Here is a 21,605-nt window from a genome sequence, read left to right as displayed (position 1 = left end):
TCACAGCACGCGTTCGCGCACGAGTAGGAGCGCGTAGGCCGCTAGGGTCTGCGCGTCGGTGATGTCACCCGTGGCGATCATCTTCTCGAACTCGTCGAGGTCGAACCAGGCCGTCCGCATGTCCTGCTCTTCGACCTCGCGCTGGGCTTCACTCTGCGTGAGATCGGTGGCCAGGAACACGCGCCCGCGCTGGCTCGACATACCGGCGGCGACGTCCGTCACGCCGAGTTCGGTCATCGACCCCGCGACCAGACCGGTCTCCTCGCGCAGCTCGCGGGCGGCGAGTTCGAGCGGCGGGACGTCGGCCAGTTCGGGAGCGGTGCCCATCGGGAATTCCCAGCGCCGCAGCCCCAGCGGATAGCGGAACTGCTCCACCAGGTGAAACCTGGCCCCGTCGAAGGGGATCACGACGGCGCAGGTGGGTTTGTCGACGACCGCGTAGATCCCCTCGGAACCATCGAGCCGCCGGACGTCGTCCTCGCGCACGGTCATCCAGTTGTTCCGGTACACCTCACGCGAGCTGACACGCTGAACGGGGTCCATGCACACAGTATCGCCGTGCTTGTCCTACCCTCGCGGGGTGCGCCTTGTGATCGCTCGCTGCCAGGTCGACTACGCCGGCCGTCTGACCGCCCATCTGCCGATGGCCACCCGGCTGCTGCTCGTGAAGGCCGACGGCTCGGTGTCCGTGCACTCGGACGACCGCGCCTACAAGCCGCTGAACTGGATGAGCCCGCCGTGCTGGCTGATCGAGGACGGCAAGCTGTGGATCGTCGAGAACAAGCAGGGGGAGAAGCTCGTCATCACGATCGACGAGATCTTCCACGACCACGCCCAGGAACTCGGCGCCGAGCCGGGCCTGCAGAAGGACGGCGTCGAGGCACATCTGCAGGAACTGCTCGCCGAGCACATCAAGACCCTCGGTGACGGCTACACCCTGGTGCGGCGGGAGTTCCCGACCGCGATCGGCCCGGTCGACATCATGGCCCGCGACGCCGACGGGGCCAGTGTCGCCGTCGAGATCAAACGGCGCGGCGAGATCGACGGTGTCGAGCAGCTGACGCGGTACCTCGAACTGCTCAACCGCGACCCGCTGCTGGCGCCGGTGCAGGGCGTGTTCGCGGCGCAGGTCATCAAACCGCAGGCGCGGGTGCTGGCCGAGGACCGGGGGATCCGGTGCCTCACGCTGGACTACGACGCGCTGCGCGGCATCGAGTCGGACGAGTTCCGCCTCTTCTGATCTCTCCCCGCTCGCGTTTAGTCCTCTGGATGCGGTAGTTGCGCGCGCAACTACCGCATCCAGAGGACTAAACGCGGCAGGTTCGGGGCTGAACAGCCGATACCGAATCGAGTCCATGATTCGGGTATCTGCATTCTTTCTCGCGCCACAGAATGCCCTAAAGGGCGGCGGGAAATTAACGAACTCGCGTTCATTCGCAAAAGAACCAGCTGTTTCCGGGCCATTCGGGTGAACGCCGGATTCCTCGGTCTCGCGCTGTGTCACACTCGATTTCCGCGAGGGGTACCGCCGACATACGGCGGTCGCGGGTGCAGAGGTGAAGTGCCATGGCTGATTCTCCGAAGTGTGTCGATCTGGTGCTGGAAGGCGGGGGCGTCAAAGGCATCGGGTTGCTGGGCGCGGTGCTGGAGTTGCACGAAGCCGGTTATTCGTTTCCCCGGATCGCCGGGACGAGCGCCGGTGCGATCGTGGCGGCATTGGTCGCCGCTTATCAGAAGGCGGGGAAGGATCTCGGCGGCCTGGAAGCGGTGATGAACGACCTGGACTGCCGCCGTTTCCGGGATCAGTCCCTGTTCGACAGGGTCACCGGCCCGCTCGGGGACGGCGTGGATCTGCTCCTGCACGACGGGATGCACTCCGGCGACTATCTCGTGGAATGGCTCGCGCCGTTGCTGGAAGAGGTGGGCGTGCGCACTTTCGCCGATCTCGCCATTGATGATGCGGAAAGTACTTTGCTTCCGTACCAACGGTATTCCCTCGTCGTCCACGTCAGTGACCTGACGCGCCGTGTGCTCGTCCGGCTGCCTTGGGATTATTCCCAGTACGGCCGCGATCCCGGTGCGGAGAAGATCGTCGACGCGGTCCGCGCGTCCATGTCGATCCCGCTGTACTTCCGGCCGGTGCAGTTCGACGTCCGTCCCGAGGGCACCGTCACCTGGGTCGACGGCGGGCTGCTGTCGAACTTCCCGATCACCGTCTTCGACCGCACCGACACGAAGAAGCCGCGGTGGCCGACGTGGGGCGTGAAGCTTTCCGGCGAACCGGTGGGCGGCAGGGACGAACCGGTGAAGAGCGCGTTGCGGATCGCCATCGGTTCGCTCGAAACCCTGCTGTCGGACTGGAATCGTTACCGGTTGCACGAGGAGGGTGTGAACCGGCGGACGGTGTACGTCGACACGACCGGGATTTCCGCCGTCGACTTCGGGCTCGGCGAAGAGGAGAAGAAGCGCCTCTTCGAAAGCGGGCGGGAAGCCGCGCGGCGGTTTCTGGAAAAGATCGTGCAGCAGTGAACTCGCCGGCGGTATTCCGGTGGGATGAGGGATAGGAGGATCCCATGCGTTATCGCCCGATCGGTAGCGACCCGGCGGACGGCAGGCTCGGCAGGTTCGTCCCGGACGACTGGCGCCACGTCGAGCGCTATCCGCTGACCGCGCTGGCCACCGAAGACCGGCCCACCCGGTCGCCGGTCGTCATCGGCGTCAACTGGTACAAGGAATTCGACGTACCCGAGAAGGACGAGAAGTCCGGCGAGTTCTTCGTCGCGAAGGGCGGCGCGAAATCGCTCACCAGGATCCGCGGCGGGCACTGCGTCTGCCTCGAACCCGGTGAATCGACGGACGGCGAAAAACAGTACGCCTTCTACGACCAGGGCAAGGAAGGCGCCTGCGTCGGCTTCGGCTGGTCGCGCTGCATGACGATGTTCAACGGCGACCTGTATGCCGCGCGGTGGCTGTGGGACCAGTCGAAGATGCGTGACGAATGGGGCGAGACCAACCCCGGCGACAACAACGGCACGTCCGTCCGCGCGGCGGCCGAGGTCCTGCTGGAACTGGGCCACGTCCCCTGGTCGGAGACCTACGCCGACGACGATCACGTCAAGCGGGCCGCCTACACGCCCGACGTCAAGAACGGCCTCCAGGCCTATCGCTGGGCGACGTCGGTCGACGAGGTGCACGAGGTCCTCGGCAACCCGCGTGCCGACGAACTCGGCGCCGTGCCGTTCCTCAATTCGTGGGGCTCGGGCTACCCGCACCGCACCTACCTGCCGGACGACGTCCTCGCCCGGTTGATCAAGGAGGACGGCGAAGTGGGCCTGCCCACGGACCGGTAAACCCCCACCGGTCACGGGAGAGGGCCGTTCTCGGCGGAAACGCCGGGAGCGGCCCTTTTTCGTGCCCATTTTTCCCGGTGCCACAACACTTCCACAACATCCCCACTGACGACGGCGCGCACCATCGGCTTTCGGTGAAAGGGGAATGAAATGGCTACCTCCCATCTCGCTCGCCGCCGGCGGGCGAATGTCTCGGTCTTCATGGCCGGGGCGATGGTGCTCGCGAGCGCCCTCGCCGCCCCGGCGTCGGCCTCCAGCCACCGGGAAGCCCCGTTGATCTCGGGCGACCCGGCCGTGGACAACACCGACGTGTACGCGTTCGTCAGCCCCGACAAGCCGGACACCGTGACCCTGATCGCGAACTGGTATCCGTTCGAGGAACCCAACGGGGGACCGAATTTCTACCCGTGGGCCACGGACGCCAACCACGACATCAACATCGACAACAACGGTGACGCGAAAGCGGACCTGACCTACCGGTGGACCTTCCGCACCGAAGACCGGCGCGGGAACGACACCTTCCTCTACAACGACGATCCGGTCACTTCGCTGGACGACGAGGACCTGCTGTTCCGCCAGTTCTACACGCTCTCGGTGATCGACCGGGGGACCGGGCGGACCACGAACCTGGTCACCAACGGGAGGGTCGCGCCGTCGAACGTCGGCCCGGCGTCGATGCCGAACTACGGCGTGCTCCGGAATCAGGCGATCACCCCGGTCCCCGGTGGCGGGCAGACGTTCGCCGGCCAGGCCGACGACCCGTTCTTCCTGGATCTGCGGATCTTCGACCTGCTCTACGGGAAGAACCTGTCCGAGGTCGGACAGGACACGCTGGCCGGCTTCAACGTGAACACCGTGGCGTTGCAGCTGCCCAAGAGCGCACTGACCCTCGGAGGCGACCCTGCCAGGAACCCGGTGATCGGGGTCTGGAGCGACACCGAACGCAAGACGATCACGCTGCGCACCCCCGGCGCGGAGCGGGCGCTCGGCGCCGACGTCCAGGTTTCGCGCCTGGGCAACCCGCTGGTGAACGAGGTCGTCGTGCCGGCCGGGCTGAAAGACCGGTTCAACTCGCTCCTGCCGGAGCAGGACCGGACCGTGCCCGCGCTGGTGAACAGGGTGACCAACCCGGAGGTGCCGGACCTCGTCCAGCGGATCTACGGCATCCCCGCGCCCGCCAAACCCCGCGATGATCTGACGGAGATCTTCCTGACCGGGATCACCACGAAATCCGGCGCCAAGCTCAACCTGGATCTCAACTCGCAGCTCGACAACGCCGACGTCGACCCGGCGCGGTTCGCGCCGTCGGAGCAGCTGCGGCTGAACACGTCGACCCCGGTCACCGCGCGACCCAACCGGCTCGGCGTCCTCGGCGGCGACCTCCAGGGGTTCCCGAACGGCCGGAGGCTCGCCGACGACGCGCTCGACATCAGCGTCCAGGCGCTGGAAGGCGCGGCGGTCAGCGGCATCGTCAAGGCACTCGCGGCGGGCGACCGGGTGGACCGGAACGACGTCCCGTTCGGCGCGGTGTTCCCGTACGTGGCCCTGCCGAACAACAAGGCGGTCAACTCGACCGTCCGTTGATCCCCCCTCCCCCCTCGGTGGCCGCCGCCGACCCCCTGCGGCGGCCACCACCCTCATCTCCGCGGAAGGCGGACCCGATGTCCCACGACGTCCCCGAAAGCACGACAGGTATCCGATCCGGGAAGCGCACACGCCGGTTCGCGCTCCTGGCGGTGTTCGGCGCGAGCCTGCTCACCGTGGGTGTCGCCGCGTTGATCCCGCCCGAACCGGACCTCGACGAAGGGCCGCAGGGTGGAGTGAGCACTCTCGACAGGGCGGTCCGGACGGCGGAAGCCAAGCTCGCGAAGCATGAGCAGGATCCGCGGGCCTGGGCCGAACTCGGCGCCGCGTATGTCGAGGTGGCCAGGGTCAAGGCCGACCCTGCCTACTTCCCGAAGGCCGAAGAGGCTTTGCGGAAGTCGTTGGGGCAGCAGCCCGAAGGCAACGGGATCGCGTCGGCGGGCATGGGTGCGCTCGCCAACGCGCGGCACGACTTCGCCGGCGCTCGTGACTGGGGCGAGAAGGCCAAGGCCGCGCTTCCGGACAACGCCGAGGTCCACGGTGTACTCAACGATGCCTACACCCAGCTCGGGGACACCGCCGCGGCCACGGCCGCGCTGCAGCGGATGCTCGACCTGAAGCCGGGGGTCGCCTCGTTCACCCGCGCCGCCTACGAGTTTGAAATACACGGTCGCGTCGACGACGCCCGGCACGCGCTCGATCGCGCCCTGGCGGATGCCGTCGATCCCCACGACGTCGCGTTCTGCCGCAACCTCCTCGGCGAACTCGCCTTCGACAACGGGGATCTCGACACCGCGCAGCGGCATTTCGAGGCGGGCGAGCGCGCGGCGCCACAGGAAACCTCGCTACAGCAAGGAAAGGCCAAGGTCGCGGCGGCACGCGGGCAGACCGCCAAGGCGCTCGCCGGTTACCGGGATCTCGTGGCCCGTCAGCCGAACGTGGGGAACCTGCGCGAGTACGCCCTGTTGCTGTCGACATCGGGGGCGCCGGAATCCGCCGCCCGTCAGTACGAACTCTTCGAGGAGCAGCGACGCCTCGAAGTCGCCTCGGGCGCGAACGTCGATCTCGAGGCGTCCTTGGTCGCCGCGGACCGAGGCGACGCCGTGCAGGCGCTCCGGTTCGCGCAGGCGGAATGGGAGCGCAGGCGACCCGTGTTCGTCGCGGACGCCATGGCCTGGGCACTGCACCTCAACGGCCGGAACGCCGAGGCCCTCACCTTCGCCGACCGCGCGATGAGCACCGGCTGGCGCAACGCGTCGTTCTTCTACCACCGCGGCATGATCCTCGCCGCGCTCGGACGGCCGGGCGAAGCCGTCAAGGCGCTCGCCGAAGCGCTGCGCATCAACCCGAACTTCTCCTTGACCGACGCGCGGACGGCACGCACCACGCTGGTGAACCTCGGCGGTGCCGGATGAGTCCGCGACGGCGGGAAGACGACCGGAAAGGCGGCCGACCCCATGCGTAATCTGCCGACCGAAAGGGCTCCGCGCCGGTTGCGCGGAGCGGCCCTGAGCACGCTGGTCTTCCTCGCCGTCGTCGTGGCGTGCTCCGAGAAGGCTCCCGATGCCGGGCCCCGGTTCGACGACGAGACCACCGACGGCGTCGTGACCGAGTTGACCTGTATGAAGCATCAGCCGGAGGCGCCGGGGCCCCGCTACACCGACGACTCGCTCCGGCGCACCGACGAGGCCCTCGCCCTGCTTCGCTACTACACGGCGAACGGGACCAAACCGTACTGCGACGGCAACGACGTCACCGGCATCGATCGCCAGTGGATCGACGTCTACCTCGCTCTGGGCGCGGACGAGGAAAAGGTGAAACGCCCCTGAGCCTCGGCCCGACAGGACAGGAATTGTCAAGAATTGCCCTCGAACAGACACTTCAGGGCAGTCGTAACCCACCCGCACTGCCGTTCCTGAATCCATGCAGTATGGTCCGCGATTGACGTGATCCAGGCGTTTCTCGTGGACATTTTCACTATGGAGGTGGGTCGGTTGCACGTGCTGGCCGATGCGAACCTGCGGCTCGACGCAAGTCCGATCGACTACGTCCTGCTCGCCTTCTATTTCGCGCTGGTGCTCGGCATCGGGTACATGGCGCGAAGGTCGGTTTCGAGCAGCCTCGACTTCTTCCTCTCGGGCCGGTCTCTGCCCGCCTGGGTCACCGGTCTCGCCTTCATTTCGGCGAACCTCGGCGCGGTCGAGATCATGGGCATGTCGGCCAACGGCGTGCTCTACGGCCTGCCGACCGTGCACTACTTCTGGATCGGCGCGATCCCGGCGATGCTGTTCCTCGGCATCGTGATGATGCCGTTCTACTACGGCTCGAAGGTCCGCAGCGTCCCCGAGTTCATGCTCCGCCGGTTCGGTAAACCCGCCCACCTGGTCAACGGCATCAGCTTCGCGAGCGCGCAGATCCTCATCGCGGGCGCGAACCTGTTCCTGCTCGCCAGCGTGGTGAACCTCCTGCTCGGCTGGCCGCTGTGGGTGTCGATCATCGTCGCGGCCGCGGTCGTGCTCTCCTACACCGCGCTCGGCGGCCTCTCCGCCGCGATCTACAACGAGGTCCTGCAGTTCTTCGTGATCGTCGCGGCGCTGCTGCCGCTGACCATCGTCGGCCTGGTGAAGGTCGGCGGCTGGCAGGGCCTGGTCGACAAGGTCACCGCGAGCCCCGGCGGCGAAGCGCAGCTGCACTCGTGGCCGGGTGACAACCTCACCGGCTTCGGCAACAGCTTCCTGTCGATCCTCGGCCTCGTCTTCGGTCTCGGGTTCGTGCTGTCCTTCGGCTACTGGACCACGAACTTCGTCGAGGTCCAGCGCGCGATGGCGTCGAAGAGCATGTCGGCCGCGCGACGGACGCCGATCATCGGCGCCTTCCCGAAGATGCTGGTCCCCTTCATCGTGATCATCCCCGGCATGATCGCCGCGGTCACCGTTTCCGAGTACGTGCAGGACAAGCAGATCCTGCTCGACGGCGGCGACGCGCCGAGCGGCGTGACCGCGAACAACGCGATCCTGCTGCTGATGCGCGACCTGCTGCCCAACGGCATGCTCGGCGTCGCGCTCGCCGGTCTGCTCGCCTCGTTCATGGCCGGGATGGCCGCGAACCTGAGCTCGTTCAACACCGTGTTCACCTACGACATCTGGCAGTCGTACGTGAAGAAGAACGAGTCGGACGGCTACTACCTCCGGCTCGGCCGCCTGGTCACCGCCATCGGCACCGTGCTCGCCATCGGCACCGCGTTCATCGCGTCGAACTCCGGGAACATCCTGACCTACCTGCAGGACCTGTTCTCGTTCTTCAACGCGCCGCTGTTCGCCACCTTCATCCTCGGCATGTTCTGGAAGCGGATGACGCCGACGGCCGGCTGGGTCGGCCTGGTGTCCGGTACCGCCTCGGCGATCACCGTGTGGCTGCTGTCGCAGGCCGGGGTCCTCGGGCTCACCGGGCAGGGCATCAGCTTCGTGGCCGCCGGTACGGCGTTCGTCGTCGACATCGCGGTCAGCGTCGGGGTCTCGCTCGCCACCGCGCCGAAGCCGGAGGCCCAGCTGGTCGGCCTCGTCTACTCCCTCACCCCGAAGGAGTCGCTGAAGCACGACGAGACCGGCGACGACGCGGGCTGGTACCGCAAGCCGGGCCTGCTCGCGGGCATCGTGCTGATCCTGACCATCGTGCTCAACATCATCTTCTAGGAGGCCGGAGATGGCTGCTTCGCAAGCTCCCAAGAAGGCCGGCGTCTTCGACATCCGGCTGATCATCGCGCTGCTCATCGGCGGTTACGGGCTGGTGCTCACGATCATGGGCATCGGCTTCACCACCGAGGAGGAGCTGGCCAAGGCCGCCGACGTCAACATCAACCTGTGGGCGGGCATCGGCATGCTGGTGTTCGCGGGGTTGTTCGTGCTGTGGGCGAAGCTGCGGCCCATCGTGGTGCCGCCGAGCACCGACGGCGAGAGCGGCGAATAGCCGGGTTGTCCGGACAGCGCCGAGGGGCTCCGGCTACCGTGCATCTCGTGCTGCTCAACGCTCGACGTCGCCGGATCGCGTCCGTGCTGGCCCTGGTCACCGCACTGGGCGTGCTCTCGGCCTGCGGTCAGAACCTCGGCAAGTCCAACTTCGCCCGTACCACCGTCGCCGCCGAACCCGGCTCCGGTTCCGGTTCGGTGCCCGACGGGGACATCAACGATCCGGCGGTCACCCCCGCGGTGCTGCGCACGATCGACCCGTGCGGGCTGGTGAACAAGGAAGTGATGAGCGGCCTCGGCACGCCGGAGGACCCGACGGCGAACCTCACCTCGTTCGGCACTTGCCGGGCGAAGGCCGTCGACGCCGGAGGCAAGGCCCTCACGGTCAGGGTCGAAATCGGCGCGTCGACCTACTCCTCGATCAACGGCGTCACCGTTTCGGCGGTCGACGGGCTGCCGCAGATCGAGCGGAAGGACAAGGACGGGAAGAGCTGCGACGTCGGCATCATGACCTTGCGCAAACCCGAGCGCGGGATCAACTTCTCGGTCACCTACGACGGCGGCGACCCGTGCGCGACAGGCCGTGCGGTGGCCGCGAAGGCCGTGAAGAGCCTGCACGCGTCACCGGCGAAGTACCAGGCGGGTACGGGCACGCTCACCGCGGTCGATCCGTGCACCATCGCCGACACCGGCGTCCTCAACGAGGTGGTACCGCACGGCGCGGCCGAGCTGACCTCCTTCCACTCCTGCGACTGGACACCGGGCTCCAACCCGCGGATCTCGATCAACTTCCGCAAGGGTCTTCCGCCGGAGGAACGCGACGGGACCAAGAAGGTCGACCTCGACGGCGTCGCCGGGTACCAGAAGGTCGGCAGCGGCAACGCCGCCGAGTGCAAGATCGAATGGCAGCACAAGCCGTGGGTCGATGACGATGTCGAGATCGTCAGCGTGATCTACAAGAACTACGACGAGAAGTCCGACGAAGCGGTGTCGTGCGGGAAGACCGCGAAGATCGCCAAATCGGTGATCTCCAAGCTGCCGAAGCCCTGACGCTGGCGGCATCCGGCCGGGAGAGGTAGGAAGGGGACACCCCACCCGCCGACGTGCCGGAGGCCACCCTTGAAGAAGATCATCAACGACCCGAAGACGGTGGTCGCGGAATCGTTGCGCGGACTCGCCGCGGCGCACGCGGACGTCCTGCGTGTGGAGGACGACCCGGCGATCGTGGTGCGCGTGGACGCGCCTCTGGCGGGCAAGGTCGCGGTGATCTCCGGTGGCGGCTCGGGGCACGAACCCCTGCACGGCGGCTTCGTCGGGCAGGGCATGCTCGCCGCCGCCGTCCCGGGCGCGGTGTTCACCTCGCCGACGCCGGACGCCGTGGAAGCCGCGGTCAAGGCCACCACCGGGGACGCGGGCGCGCTGCTGATCGTGAAGAACTACACCGGCGACGTGCTCAACTTCGAGACCGCCGGGGAACTCGCCGCCGCCGAAGGGCTGGACGTGCGCAGCGTGGTGATCGACGACGACGTCGCGGTCAAGGACTCCACCTACACCGCCGGCCGTCGCGGTGTCGGCGGCACGGTGCTGCTGGAGAAGATCACCGGCGCCGCCGCCGAACGGGGTGACACGCTCGACGCGGTGGAGGCCTTGGCCCGCAAGGTGATCGGCCAGGTGCGGTCGATCGGCGTCGCGCTCACCGCGCCGACCGTGCCGCACGCGGGCGAGCCGAGTTTCGACCTCGCCGACGACGAGATCGAGTTCGGCATCGGCATCCACGGCGAGCCCGGTATCGAGCGCACCGCCGTGACGACGGCCGACGAACTCGTCGCGCGCATGGTCGAAGCGGTGGTCACGGACCTGCCCTTCGCCGAGGGCGACAAGGTCCTGCTGTTCACGAACTCGATGGGCGGGACCCCGCTGGTCGAGCTGTACCTCGCCCACGGGATCGCCGAGCGGCTGCTGGCCGAGCGTGGGATCGTGGTCGAACGGCGGCTGGTGGGGCCGTACATCACCAGCCTCGAGATGCAGGGGATGAGCCTGACGTTGCTGAAACTGGACGACGAGCTGACCGAGTTGTGGGACGCGCCGGTGAACACCCCGGCCCTGAGGTGGGGAGTCTGATGGCCTGCACCGCCGAGACGCTCGCCGCCGCCTTGCGGGCGGCGGCCGCGGTGATCGCCGAGCATCGCGCCGAACTGGTCGACCTCGACCGCGCGATCGGCGACGCCGACCACGGCGAGAACATGGACCGGGGTTTCACCGCCATCGTGTCCGCTTTGGACTCCGCCACGCCCGAGACCCCCGCCGCGGTCGCGAAGCTCGCCGCCACGACGCTGATCTCGAAGGTCGGCGGCGCGGCGGGTCCGTTGTACGGCACGGCTTTCCTGCGCGCGTCGGTCAAACTGGGCGACGCGGCCGAAGTGGACGGTCCGCTGCTGGTCGAAGCCCTGCGCGCGGCGCTCGAAGGAGTGCAGGCCCGCGGCAAGGCCGTCGGGGGAGACGCGACCATGGTCGACGCCCTGATCCCCGCCGTCTCCGCCGCCGAGGAGGCCGTGGGCGACGGCGTCGCGGCGATCCTGGCCGCGGCCGCCGACGCCGCGGACAAGGGCGCCGAGTCCACTGTGGACCTCGTGCCGCGCAAGGGCCGGGCGTCGTACCTCGGAGAGCGGGCGAAGGGACATATAGATCCCGGTGCCCGTTCGACGGCCTTGCTGCTGCGCGCGTTCGCGGAGGCCGCCAAGTGAGCGTCGGAATCGTGCTCGTCTCCCACAGCGCCAAACTCGCCGAAGGGCTCGCGGAACTCGCCGCGCAGATGGCGCCGGACGTCACCATCGCGGCGGCGGGCGGCCTGGCCGACGGCGGGATCGGAACGGACTACGACGAGGTCGTCGCCGCGACGCAGCGTGCCGATTCGGGATCGGGCGTCGTCCTGCTGTACGACCTGGGCAGCGCGCAGATGACCGCGGAACTGGCGGTCGAATCGCTCGCCGACCCGTCGGCCGCGGTCGTCGTGGACGCGCCGCTGGTCGAGGGCGCGATCGCCGCCGCCGTCGCGGCACAGGGCGGGGCGGACCGCAAGGCCGTCGCCGAAGCGGCCGCCTCGGCGGGAGCACCCCCGGACCTCACGTTCGACGATGGCGCGCAGGACGGCGAGAGCAGTGTCGAACTCACGCTGCGGAACGACGTCGGGCTGCACGCGCGGCCTGCCGCGGTACTGGTCCGCAGCATCGCGGGGCTGGACGCGCAGGTCACCGTGCGGCTGGGCGACGAGACCGCGGACGCCAACAGCGTGCTCGCGCTGATGGCGCTCGGCGCGCGCCAGGGCGACCGGATCGAGGTCCGCGCGAAGGGGGCGCAGGCCGAGGAAGCGCTCGCCAAGGTCAAGGATCTGGTGGACCAGAACTTCGGCGAGTGAGCTGAAGGGGACTTTTAGCGCGTGAAGGCCCCCTTCCCTCGACTCAGCCGAGGGAAGGGGGCCTTCACGCGCTAGGCGCTTCTCCGATTGTTCACAGAGGACGCCTGCCGTGTCGAATTGCCCGGTTTGTGGAGATTTCTCCATGTTCTCAAGTCTGTGAAGGCCTCCTTGAGGGACCCAGAGTCCCTCAAGGAGGCCTTCACAGACTTGAGAAGCCTCGTCGGCGAACCATTGGTGCCCGAACTCGGCCGGTGGTAGCAAAGGTCCCTTGATCCGGCCATCGGCGCCGGAAACAAGGCACCCCGCGTGCCCTCGTCCGCGAGTGACACTTACTCGATTCGGAGGGTGACAGCCGCTGCTTTCCGCGCCCCGGCGTGGCACGATCGGAGAAACTACCAGCGAGTAACCTCCGGAGGCCGGTTGTGGCGCGGGAAATCTCGAGTGTGGGAGTCATCGGTCTCGGCACCATGGGCGCCGGGATCGCCGAGGTGCTCGCGCGGAGCGGCGTGTCGGTCGTCGCGGTGGAGATCGACGACGACGGCGTCCACCGCGGCCGGGGTCATCTGGAGCATTCGACCGAACGGGCGGTGTCCGGCGGCAAGCTCGATGCCGACGGCCGGACCGCGCTCCTGGACCGGATCCGGTACACCACGTCGCTGACGGAATTGTCCGATGTGGACCTGGTGATCGAGGCGATCCCGGAGAACCTCGAAGCGAAGTCCGACGTGTTCGCGCAGCTGGACAAGATCACCGGCCCGGACACGATCTTCGTCTCGAACACCTCCTCGCTGTCGATCACCGAGATCGGCGTGCACACCGCGCGACCGGGCAAGGTCGTCGGGATGCACTTCTTCAACCCGGCGCCGATCCTCAAGCTGGTCGAGGTCGTGCGCACCGTCGTCACCGAGCCCGACGTGGTCACCGACGTCGTCGCGTTCGCCGAACGGCTCGGCAAGACCCCGGTGGTGATCGGCGACCGCGCCGGGTTCATCGCCAACGCCCTGCTCTTCGGCTACCTCAACCACGCCGTGCGGATGTACGAGCAGCGCTACGCCACCCGCGAGGACCTCGACGCGGCGATGCGGTTCGGCTGCGGATATCCCATGGGGCCCTTGGCTTTGCTCGACCTCATCGGGCTGGACACCGCGTACGAGATCCTCGACACGATGTACCACCAGTCGCGCAACCGGCTGCACGCGCCGGCGCCGCTGCTCAAGCAGATGATCACCGCCGGGCTGCTCGGCCGGAAGACGGGCCAGGGTTTCTACACCTACGACGAGCCCGATTCGCCGACGGTGACCGACGCGATCACGGCGTCCACAGTGGACACCGCGACGGCACGCGAGGTGCGCAAGGTCGGCGTCGTCGGGACCGGGACCATGGCGACGGGCATCGTCGAGGTGTTCGCGAAACGCGGCTACGCGGTCATCCTGCGGGCGCGGAGCGCGGAGAAGGCCGCGGCGTCGGTCGCGCGGGTGAAGAAGTCGCTGGACAAGGCCGTCGTCAAGGGCAAGCTGTCCGAGGAGGACGCCGCCGCCGCGCTCGGCCGGATCTCACCGGCGGTGGAGTTCGAGGAACTGGCCGACGTCGATCTCGTCATCGAGGCGGTGGCCGAAGACCTGGCCGTCAAGCAGGCCGTCTTCGCCGCGCTCGACGACGTCGTGAAGCCGGGCGCGGTCCTGGCGACCACCACGTCTTCGCTGCCGGTCATCGAATGCGCGGCCGCCACCTCGCGGCCGTCCGACGTGGTCGGCGTGCACTTCTTCAACCCGGCGCCGGTGATGAAACTCGTCGAGGTCGTCTCCACGATCGCGACCGCTCCCGACGTGATCGCGACCGTCGACGCCGTCTGCGCGGCCGTGGGCAAGCACCCCGTGCACTGCGGCGACCGGGCCGGATTCATCGTCAACGCGCTGTTGTTCCCGTACCTCAACGACGCGGTGAAGATGCTCGAAGCGCACTACGCGGAGGCCGACGACATCGACACCGCGATGAAGGTGGGCTGCGGGTTACCGATGGGTCCGTTCGAACTGCTCGACGTCGTCGGGCTGGACGTTTCGCTGGCGATCCAGCGGACGCTGTACAACGAGTTCCGCGAAGAGGGCTTCGCGCCCGCGCCGCTGCTGGAGCACCTCGTGACCGCCGGACGGCTCGGCCGGAAAACGGGAAAGGGTTTCAAGGACTACTCGACGCGGTAATTTGGGCGCCATGCCGGTTTCCGCGGGGGTCAGGAAACGGATCAAGGAACTCCTCGATCCGGACGACGAGATCCACTACGTGTTCCCAGCCGACGTCCTCGGCAGCACCAACCCCAGCGTGTTCTTCGCGGTGACCCGCAAGACGATCACGATCCTGACCACCGGGTACCTGAGCCGGAAGATGCCGAAACGCGTCGTCGCGACGACGTTGCGGAACCACCGGATGGGGCCGGTCGACACCTCGACCGTCCCGTGGTTCAAGTTCAACGGCGTCGACTACGAGATCGACGACGAGTACATCGCCGTCGTGCACGCCGCCGACGCCGAGATCATGCGGGCAAAACCTGAAGATCCGCTGCCGGACCTCTAAGCTCCCGGGAGTGCGTCAGCTCACATACGACGGGGTGCCCATCCCCGGTCTGAACGACCTGGTCCGGACGGCCATCCGGCTGCACCCCGCGCCGGGATTGCCCCGTCCGGACGAAAGCCATTTCGGCGGCCCGCTGCTCTGGCCGTCGGACGAGCCATGGCCGGAGTGCCCGGCGACCTGGCCGCCGGACCCCGACGCGTCCGACGACGCGTGGCCGGGCGGGCATCCGCTCGACGAGCCGGTGCCGGCGATGGTCGGCGCGGCGCAGTTCTTCCGCGACGACTTCCCGGAGCTGCCCTTCCCGGAGGGCACCGACGTCCTGCAGATCCTGTTCTGCCCGCTGGAGCACGACAACCCGTACCACCGCGGTCCCGCCGTCCGGCTGGTGTGGCGTGATTCCGGCGAGGTGGGGGACATCGCGGAGCCGCCCCCCGCCCCCGAGGACGCCGAAGCCGCCTACCTGCCGGAACCCTGCGTCTTCGAACCGTGCTCGATCGACGAACTGCCCCGGCTCTGCGATTTCCCACCGGAGACCCGCGCCGCGCTCGGCGTCCCCGAAGGCGCGAGCGAAGACCCGGAGGGCTGGCCCGAGCTGGACCACTACGCGAAGATCGGCGGCTGGACGGCCTGGCACGCGGCCGAGCGCGTCGACCTCGGCTGCCGGGAATGCGGTGCCGAGCTGAGACAGACGCTCGCGCTGGCCACGGAGGAGCACGAAGTCGGCTGCGGTTGCGGGGTCGACGAGGAAGAACCGGCGGGCTGGGCTTTCGGCGACCGGGGAGTGCTGAACATCTTCACCTGCCCCACCGATCCGCGGCATCCGTTCAAGGTCCGCATCGCCTGATCAGCCGGGTGGTAGCAAAGGTCCCCCGCTCCAGTGCTGGAAGACGAGGTTCGTGTGCACCCGGGCGACCTCGTCGCGGGCGGTCAGTTCGTCGAGCACCAGCCGTTGCAGCTCGGTCGCCGAAGCGGTGGCGACGTGCGCGAGGAAATCGTCCGGGCCGGTCAGGTGGTAGACGGCGCGGACCTCGGGCAGGGCCAGCAGATGCTCGACGAACGAATCGACCAGCGCGCGCCGGTGCGGGCGGACCTGCACGAACAGGAGCGCTTCGAGCGGGCGGCCGAGCTTGGCCGCGTCGACTTCGGCGCGCTGGCCGATGATCACTCCGAGCTCGCGCAGCCGGTTGACGCGATCGAGACAGGTCGAGGGCGCGACGCCGACCTCGGCCGCCAGATCCTTGTTCGAGATCCGGGCGTCGTTCTGCAAGAGCCGCAGAATTCGAAGATCAACCGTACTCAGTTCGACGGAATCCGACATCGGCGAATGATATCCGAGGATATTGCGGCCATTCCGGAGAAAATCGCACCATCTGGAGTATGACCGCAACGCTGCGCACCCGAGCCGTCCACGCCGGCCGTGACGATCTCACGGACCTCGGCGTCCACGCCGCTCCGCTCGACCTGTCCACGACCTACCCGTCGCGGGACAGTGTCGAGGAGGCGGGCCGCATCGACGAATTCGCCGCCACCGGCTCGCTGTCCGGGCTCCCGGTCTACGGGCGCCTGAGCAACCCGACCGTCGAGCGTTTCGAGAAGGCGCTGGCCGAACTCGAAGGGTTCGAAGACGCCGTCGCGTTCGCCACCGGCATGGCCGCGGTTTCGGCCTCGCTGCTCGCCGCGGTGGCGCAGGGCAAGCGGCACGTCGTCGCCGTCCGGCCGGTCTACGGCTGCACCGACCACATGCTCACGTCCGGCCTGCTCGGCACCGAGGTGACCTGGGCCGATCCGGCGGATGTCGCCTCGGTGCTGCGCCCCGACACCGGGCTGGTGCTGCTCGAAACCCCGGCGAACCCGACCCTGCGCGAGGTCGACATCGCCGAGATCGTGCGTGCCGCGGGCGAGGTCCCGGTGCTGGTCGACAACACCTTCGCGACGCCCGTGCTCCAGCGGCCGGGGCGGCACGGTGCCCGCTTCGTCTTGCACAGCGCGACCAAGTTCCTGGGCGGGCACGGCGACGTCATGGGCGGCGTGGTGGCTTGCAGCGCCGAAGACGCCGGGATGCTGCGGCAGATCCGCTTCGCCACCGGAGGCGTGCTGCACCCGCTTGCCGGGTACATGCTGCTTCGCGGTCTCTCGACCCTTCCGCTGCGCGTCAACGCCGCATCCGCGACGGCCGCCGAACTCGTCGAGCGGCTTCGCGGCCACGCGAACGTGAGCGCCGTGCACTACCCGGCCGTCGGCGGCCCGCTGATCGCGTTCGAGGTCGACGGCGATCCGCACGCGCTCATCGGCGCGGTCCGGCTGATCACCCCGGCCGTCAGCCTCGGCAGTGTGGACTCGCTCATCCAGCATCCCGCCTCGATCAGTCACCGGATCGTCGCCGAGGACGACCGGCGTGGCGCGGGGGTCACCGACCGGCTCATCCGCATGTCGGTGGGGCTGGAGGACGTCGAGGACCTGTGGCACGACCTCGATCAAGCACTTAAAGCGTGCTGAGTTCTTGTCGGTGAACCCGCGTCCGCGATCGACGTCGGCAGGGCGCCGCCAGGTCATCCACCTCACGGACGTGGATAAGGCGCCCTGCCACCGCGATAGCGGGGCCTTCGGCCGGGCGGGTTCACGCGTCTGGCCGGCTCCCGGATCAATGCTCAGCTCCGCCACCAGGCGCGGAGTTCTGCGATCGTCATCACCGGGATGTCGACAAATCGTCCGGCCTGGCTAACCTGGTCGGGTGAAAGATCTGGTCTCGTCCTGGGTGGAATCTTCGGCTCGTAGCACGCTTTCCCGGCTGCACCAGCAGATCGGTGTGGCCGGGCTCGCCGCGGCGGCGGCCGTGCCCGGGCTGTCCGCCGTCTTCGATCAGCACTCCGCCGCGGTGCGCGACATCCTCGCGGTCGGGGTCGAAGGCTCGGCGGCGGTGGCCGGCGTCGTCCTGCTCGCCGGCTACACGCGCGGGCTGCTCGACGAGGCGAAGGCCAAGGGCTGGACGTTCCGTGCTCCGGCCGATCTGACCGCGTGGACCACCAGCGACTGGTTGACCGCGCGGCTGGTCGGCGTGTGTTCGCTGGCCGCTTCGATGGACGACCGGCGGACCCAGCCGACCGGGAACGGGTAGGGCGGCCGGACGCCCCACCCGCTCCCGTGGAAGGTCAGCGGTACTCCGGCGGAGGGGGCATGTTTCCACCGGGGGGCCGCTGGCCGGGATCCTGGTGCTGCGGCACCTGACCCTGGCTGGGCGGGAACTGCTGGTGCTGGGTCGGCGCGTCCGGGTTCGCGGCGTGATGCCCGGCGGACACCGGCTGGTGGACCGCGGGCCGCTCCGTCGGCACCTCACCCGAGCGGCCCGCGTCCTCGCGACCGCGCTGGTAGGCCTCGGCCTGCGCCTTCGCGGCGGGGATCTCCGCCTCGGCCCGGCCGAGCCAGGTCTCCCAGCGCTGCTGCATCGGCTTGATGAGACCACCGCCGACACCGACGACGGCGATACCGCCGACCGTGGCGAGCACGGCGATCAGCACCGGCATCGTGACCGCGGTGGCCACGCCGATCTGGTTCAGCGCGGCGATCGCACCGAGACCCCAGATGAACACCGAGGCGATGGTGGCGAGCACCTTGCCGTAGGAGACACCGCCGAGGGCGTTCCCGATCAGATCCTTGACCGCCTTGGCGACCGCGCCGGCGATCACCACGATGACGATCGCGACGATGGCGCGCGGCAGCCACGCGACGATGTCGTTGAGCAGCGCGCTCACCGGGTTCGGGCCGAACACGCCGAACGCGAACTGCAGGGCGATCAGCAGGATCGCGTAGTAGACGATCTTGCTGATGATGCTCGACGCGTCGAATTGGCTACGCGCGAGCATCTGTTTGAAGCCCCCACGTTCGAGGAGCCGGTTGAACCCGACCTTCTCGAGCACCATGCTCACGGCCTTCGAGAGCGCCTTGGCGATCAGCCAGCCGATGAACAGGATGACCAGGAACGCGAGCAGTTTCGGGACGAAGGTGGCGACCGAACTCCAGGCGCTCGACACGCCCTGACCGAAGTCGACGGCCGCCAGTGCTGATGTGGCCACTGGACTTTCTCCCTTCCCACCACTGGAGCTTCCAGACTGGTGGGAAGGGGGTACCCGCCATTCGGGCGATCACACGTTACGCCACCCGAACGGGTGGGTCAGCCGCAGCAGCCTCCGCCGCAACAACCGCCTCCACCTGCGGGAACAGGGGCGGGGCCGGAAGCGGACCCGGTCAGCGCGACGGTCGTCAGCAGCTTGACGGTGTCCTGGTGGCCCTCGGGGCACGGCGCGGGCGCTCCGGACTCGCTCATCGGCCGCAGCAGTTCGAAGGTTCCGGCGCATTCGCGGCAGCGGTAGGCGTAGGTCGGCATTTCGCCATTATCCCATCTCCGACCCGGCTCCGGGATGGCAAGCTGGCCGGGTGGAACTGCCTGTCGCGGCGCATGTGCCGCATCTCGGCCAAGTCGTCCCGTCCGTGCTTTCCGCCCTCGGCGCCGAGGAGTTCGCCAATTCGCTGAGCCTGGCGGAGGCGTCGAGCGCCTGTGTCCTGCTCATCGACGGTCTCGGCTGGGAACTGCTGGCCGAGTACGCCGCCGACGCCCCCGTGCTCACCCAGCTGGCGAAGTCGCCGCTGCGGGTCGGTTTCCCGGCGACGACGGCGGCCGGTCTCGGCGCGATCGGCACGGGGCTGGAGTCGGGGGAGCACGGCCTGGTCGGGTACAGCTTCGAGGTGCCGGGCACCGGCGTCCTGAACGCGCTGCGCTGGAGCAGCCACGTGGACGGCGGCGATCTCCGCGGGGCCTTGCCGCCGCGCGAGGTACAGCCGCTGCCGACGACGTTCGAACGCGCGGCCGCCGCCGGGATCACGACCAGCGTGGTGTCTTCGGCGAAGTTCGCCGACACCGCGCTCACCCGGGCGACGCAGTCCGGCGCGCGCTACGTGGGTGTCCACGCGCTCGGCGACCTCGCCGCCTGCGTCCTGCACTGCCTCGAAGCGCGGCCCGCGTTCTGCTGGGGCTATCACAGCGAACTCGACATGATGGGCCATATCTACGGCCCGGGTTCGGCGCCGTGGCGGATGCAGCTGCGGCAGGTCGACCGGCTGGTCGAGTCCCTTGTGGACGGTCTGCCGCCGGGCGCGCTCCTCGCCGTCGTGGCCGACCACGGCATGGTGACCGTCGAGGGTGCGCTCGACATCGACGAGACACCCGCGCTGCTCGGCGGCGTCCGGGCGATCGGGGGCGAGGTCCGGGCGCGGCACGTCTACAGCGAAGCGGGCGCGGAGGCCGACGTCCTGGCGGCGTGGCGCGAGGTGATCGGAGACCGGGCGTGGATCCTCCCGCGCGACGAGGCCGTCGAGGCGGGCTGGTTCGGGCCGGTCTCCGATCGGGTCCGTCCGCGTATCGGCGACGTGGTCGCGGCGGCGAAGGGGCGTTTCGGGCTCGTGCGGGAGCTGGCGGAGGCCGTCGAGTCCTCCCTGGTCGGCCAGCACGGCTCGCTCACCCCGGCCGAGCAACTCGTCCCGTTGGTCCTCGCGCGCGGCTAGCCGCAGAACTCGGCGAACATCGCGCGCAACACGGCCGAGCGCGCGGTTTCGGAGGTCAGGTTCGTGGTGACGCCGACCGTGATCTGCCTGGTGCCGTCGGAAGTCCGCATGCTCCAGGTGTTGTAACCGGGCACCGAACCGTTGAAGCCCCAAGCCTCCGGCGCGGCGCATCCCTGCGGGAGCCGGAGCCGCATGACGCCGAGGCCCGAGTCCACTCCGGGAACGCCGCTCGGGACGGTCTTGCGCATCTCGGCGAGCTGCGCGGCGGGGAAGAGCCGTCCGGTGAACAGAGCGCCATAGAACCGGTTCAGATCGTCGGCGGTGGAGATCAGGTTCCCGGAACCCCAGAACCGCGACATCTCGTAGTCGGTGACGTCGGTCAGCGGTGCGTCGGGACCGTACAGCCGTTCATAGCCACGGGCGGCCGCGTGGTGGACGTAGGGATAGCGGTACGGGAGGGAGCTGTCCCGCATGCCCGCCTTGTCGAGAACCCGTCGCTGCAGCACGGAATTCAGCTCGTCACCGGTGAGCTTTTCGACGAGTTTCCCGAGCACGGCGTAATTGGTGTTGGAGTACACCATGCCCTGGCCGGGCGGGAAGGCCAGCGGCTTGCCCTCGGTCCCCTTCCGGATGGTCTCGTCCGGTGACTGGTGCTGCCAGCGGGTCGTGTCGATCTCCGGGAGGCTGTTCCACCGGTCGGTCGCCGGGATCCCGCTGGTGTGCTGCAGCAACTGGCGAACGGTGATCGGCTCGGTGTACGGCAGCAGCCCGGGAAGGCGGTCCTGGACGCGGTCGTCGAGGCCGACCTTGCCCTCACCGGCCAGTTGCAGGACGGCGGTGGCGACGACGCTCTTGGTGATGCTGCCCGCGCGGAAACGGCCGCGGGGGTCCGGCGCGCCGCCCGTCGTGACGTCGCCGACGCCGCTCCGGCCGTACCAGCCGCCGTCCTGGTCGAGCACCGCTGCGTACGCGCCGGGCGCACCGGCGGCGACGGCGTCGTCCAGCGCCTTTTGCAGGCCTTCCCTGGTGGGGGCGGCGACGGCCTGACCGGTGGCGAGTGTTCCGGAGAACAACAAAGTGCCGGCGACGATCGCCGCGATACCGCGAGACAGACGATTCATTGCCCCGACGCTAGGACGCCCCAGGGGTCCGGACAGCCCCTAAGAC

23 protein-coding genes are annotated in these 21,605 nt (G+C 68.7%); 18 read left to right on the top strand and 5 right to left on the bottom strand.

Annotation, left to right across the window (positions count from 1 at the left end; genetic code table 11):
- Nucleotides 1-543 (bottom strand): NUDIX hydrolase, encoded by a 543-nt coding sequence (locus DMC61_RS14155; RefSeq protein WP_125689662.1) that lies wholly within the window; start codon nucleotides 541-543, stop codon nucleotides 1-3.
- Nucleotides 544-580: 37 nt separating this feature from the next.
- On the opposite strand from DMC61_RS14155, the gene nucS reads away from it, so the two are divergent.
- From nucS to DMC61_RS14075, 15 genes are all read left to right on the top strand, one after another.
- Nucleotides 581-1,240 (top strand): endonuclease NucS, encoded by a 660-nt coding sequence (gene nucS, locus DMC61_RS14150; protein ID WP_037341446.1) that lies wholly within the window; start codon nucleotides 581-583, stop codon nucleotides 1,238-1,240.
- A 326-nt stretch (nucleotides 1,241-1,566) separates the two neighbouring features.
- Nucleotides 1,567-2,529, top strand: a complete 963-nt coding sequence (locus tag DMC61_RS14145; RefSeq protein ID WP_125689661.1) for a patatin-like phospholipase family protein — start codon at nucleotides 1,567-1,569, stop codon at nucleotides 2,527-2,529.
- 44 nt (nucleotides 2,530-2,573) lie between these two features.
- Entirely contained in the window at nucleotides 2,574-3,350 is a 777-nt protein-coding gene (locus DMC61_RS14140) for a hypothetical protein (RefSeq protein ID WP_125689660.1), read from the top strand.
- Between the two features lie 150 nt (nucleotides 3,351-3,500).
- Complete coding sequence (locus DMC61_RS14135; RefSeq protein WP_233594803.1) at nucleotides 3,501-4,934, top strand: DUF4331 domain-containing protein; 1,434 nt, start codon at nucleotides 3,501-3,503, stop codon at nucleotides 4,932-4,934.
- Between the two features lie 77 nt (nucleotides 4,935-5,011).
- The gene (locus DMC61_RS14130; protein WP_125689659.1) at nucleotides 5,012-6,349 is read left to right on the top strand and encodes a tetratricopeptide repeat protein; all 1,338 of its coding nucleotides are present in this window, start codon (nucleotides 5,012-5,014) and stop codon (nucleotides 6,347-6,349) included.
- Between the two features lie 42 nt (nucleotides 6,350-6,391).
- Nucleotides 6,392-6,763 (top strand): hypothetical protein, encoded by a 372-nt coding sequence (locus tag DMC61_RS14125; protein ID WP_233594802.1) that lies wholly within the window; start codon nucleotides 6,392-6,394, stop codon nucleotides 6,761-6,763.
- 165 nt (nucleotides 6,764-6,928) lie between these two features.
- The gene (locus tag DMC61_RS14120; protein WP_125689950.1) at nucleotides 6,929-8,626 is read left to right on the top strand and encodes a sodium:solute symporter family protein; all 1,698 of its coding nucleotides are present in this window, start codon (nucleotides 6,929-6,931) and stop codon (nucleotides 8,624-8,626) included.
- Between the two features lie 10 nt (nucleotides 8,627-8,636).
- Nucleotides 8,637-8,900 carry a hypothetical protein gene (locus DMC61_RS14115; RefSeq protein ID WP_016336823.1) on the top strand — a complete coding sequence of 88 codons (264 nt, stop codon included), beginning with the start codon at nucleotides 8,637-8,639 and terminating at the stop codon, nucleotides 8,898-8,900.
- A gap of 47 nt (nucleotides 8,901-8,947) precedes the next feature.
- Nucleotides 8,948-9,949: a DUF3558 domain-containing protein gene (locus tag DMC61_RS14110; RefSeq protein ID WP_233594801.1), complete on the top strand. Its 1,002-nt coding sequence runs from the start codon at nucleotides 8,948-8,950 to the stop codon at nucleotides 9,947-9,949.
- 69 nt (nucleotides 9,950-10,018) lie between these two features.
- Nucleotides 10,019-11,020 (top strand): dihydroxyacetone kinase subunit DhaK, encoded by a 1,002-nt coding sequence (gene dhaK / locus DMC61_RS14105; protein WP_072030429.1) that lies wholly within the window; start codon nucleotides 10,019-10,021, stop codon nucleotides 11,018-11,020.
- Complete coding sequence (gene dhaL, locus DMC61_RS14100) at nucleotides 11,020-11,643, top strand: dihydroxyacetone kinase subunit DhaL (protein ID WP_125689657.1); 624 nt, start codon at nucleotides 11,020-11,022, stop codon at nucleotides 11,641-11,643. The genes dhaK and dhaL overlap by 1 nt, the downstream gene beginning before the upstream one ends.
- Nucleotides 11,640-12,314, top strand: a complete 675-nt coding sequence (gene dhaM, locus DMC61_RS14095; protein ID WP_125689656.1) for a dihydroxyacetone kinase phosphoryl donor subunit DhaM — start codon at nucleotides 11,640-11,642, stop codon at nucleotides 12,312-12,314. The genes dhaL and dhaM overlap by 4 nt, the downstream gene beginning before the upstream one ends.
- Nucleotides 12,315-12,736: 422 nt before the next feature.
- The gene (locus DMC61_RS14085; protein ID WP_125689654.1) at nucleotides 12,737-14,512 is read left to right on the top strand and encodes a 3-hydroxyacyl-CoA dehydrogenase family protein; all 1,776 of its coding nucleotides are present in this window, start codon (nucleotides 12,737-12,739) and stop codon (nucleotides 14,510-14,512) included.
- 10 nt (nucleotides 14,513-14,522) lie between these two features.
- The gene (locus DMC61_RS14080) at nucleotides 14,523-14,882 is read left to right on the top strand and encodes a hypothetical protein (protein WP_125689653.1); all 360 of its coding nucleotides are present in this window, start codon (nucleotides 14,523-14,525) and stop codon (nucleotides 14,880-14,882) included.
- A gap of 10 nt (nucleotides 14,883-14,892) precedes the next feature.
- Complete coding sequence (locus DMC61_RS14075) at nucleotides 14,893-15,726, top strand: hypothetical protein (protein ID WP_125689652.1); 834 nt, start codon at nucleotides 14,893-14,895, stop codon at nucleotides 15,724-15,726.
- On the opposite strand, the gene DMC61_RS14070 is transcribed toward DMC61_RS14075, so the two are convergent.
- Nucleotides 15,727-16,200, bottom strand: coding sequence for an Lrp/AsnC family transcriptional regulator (locus DMC61_RS14070; RefSeq protein WP_016336815.1), 474 nt, complete (start codon nucleotides 16,198-16,200; stop codon nucleotides 15,727-15,729). It abuts the gene before it with no gap.
- Between the two features lie 59 nt (nucleotides 16,201-16,259).
- Here DMC61_RS14070 and DMC61_RS14065 point away from each other — a divergent pair, with 59 nt between their 5' ends.
- A complete protein-coding gene (locus tag DMC61_RS14065) occupies nucleotides 16,260-17,378 on the top strand; it encodes a PLP-dependent aspartate aminotransferase family protein (RefSeq protein WP_125689651.1) in 1,119 nt (372 codons plus the stop codon).
- A 235-nt stretch (nucleotides 17,379-17,613) separates the two neighbouring features.
- Entirely contained in the window at nucleotides 17,614-17,997 is a 384-nt protein-coding gene (locus tag DMC61_RS14060) for a DUF6401 family natural product biosynthesis protein (protein WP_016336813.1), read from the top strand.
- A gap of 34 nt (nucleotides 17,998-18,031) precedes the next feature.
- Here the strand turns inward: DMC61_RS14060 and DMC61_RS14055 are convergent, their stop codons facing one another.
- Nucleotides 18,032-18,952, bottom strand: a complete 921-nt coding sequence (locus tag DMC61_RS14055; RefSeq protein WP_125689650.1) for a hypothetical protein — start codon at nucleotides 18,950-18,952, stop codon at nucleotides 18,032-18,034.
- Nucleotides 18,953-19,050: 98 nt separating this feature from the next.
- Nucleotides 19,051-19,263 carry an FmdB family zinc ribbon protein gene (locus DMC61_RS14050; RefSeq protein WP_016336811.1) on the bottom strand — a complete coding sequence of 71 codons (213 nt, stop codon included), beginning with the start codon at nucleotides 19,261-19,263 and terminating at the stop codon, nucleotides 19,051-19,053.
- Between the two features lie 50 nt (nucleotides 19,264-19,313).
- On the opposite strand from DMC61_RS14050, the gene DMC61_RS14045 reads away from it, so the two are divergent.
- The gene (locus DMC61_RS14045) at nucleotides 19,314-20,438 is read left to right on the top strand and encodes an alkaline phosphatase family protein (RefSeq protein ID WP_125689649.1); all 1,125 of its coding nucleotides are present in this window, start codon (nucleotides 19,314-19,316) and stop codon (nucleotides 20,436-20,438) included.
- Here DMC61_RS14045 and DMC61_RS14040 read toward each other — a convergent pair.
- The gene (locus DMC61_RS14040) at nucleotides 20,435-21,559 is read right to left on the bottom strand and encodes a serine hydrolase (RefSeq protein ID WP_125689648.1); all 1,125 of its coding nucleotides are present in this window, start codon (nucleotides 21,557-21,559) and stop codon (nucleotides 20,435-20,437) included. The genes DMC61_RS14045 and DMC61_RS14040 overlap by 4 nt on opposite strands.
- Nucleotides 21,560-21,605: the final 46 nt, after the last annotated feature.

This window comes from Amycolatopsis sp. WAC 04169 (assembly GCF_003947535.1).
GTDB classification, from domain to species: domain Bacteria; phylum Actinomycetota; class Actinomycetes; order Mycobacteriales; family Pseudonocardiaceae; genus Amycolatopsis; species Amycolatopsis keratiniphila.
The sequence above is the reverse complement of the archived record's forward strand: the minus strand, read 5'-3'. Positions and strand labels throughout refer to the sequence as shown.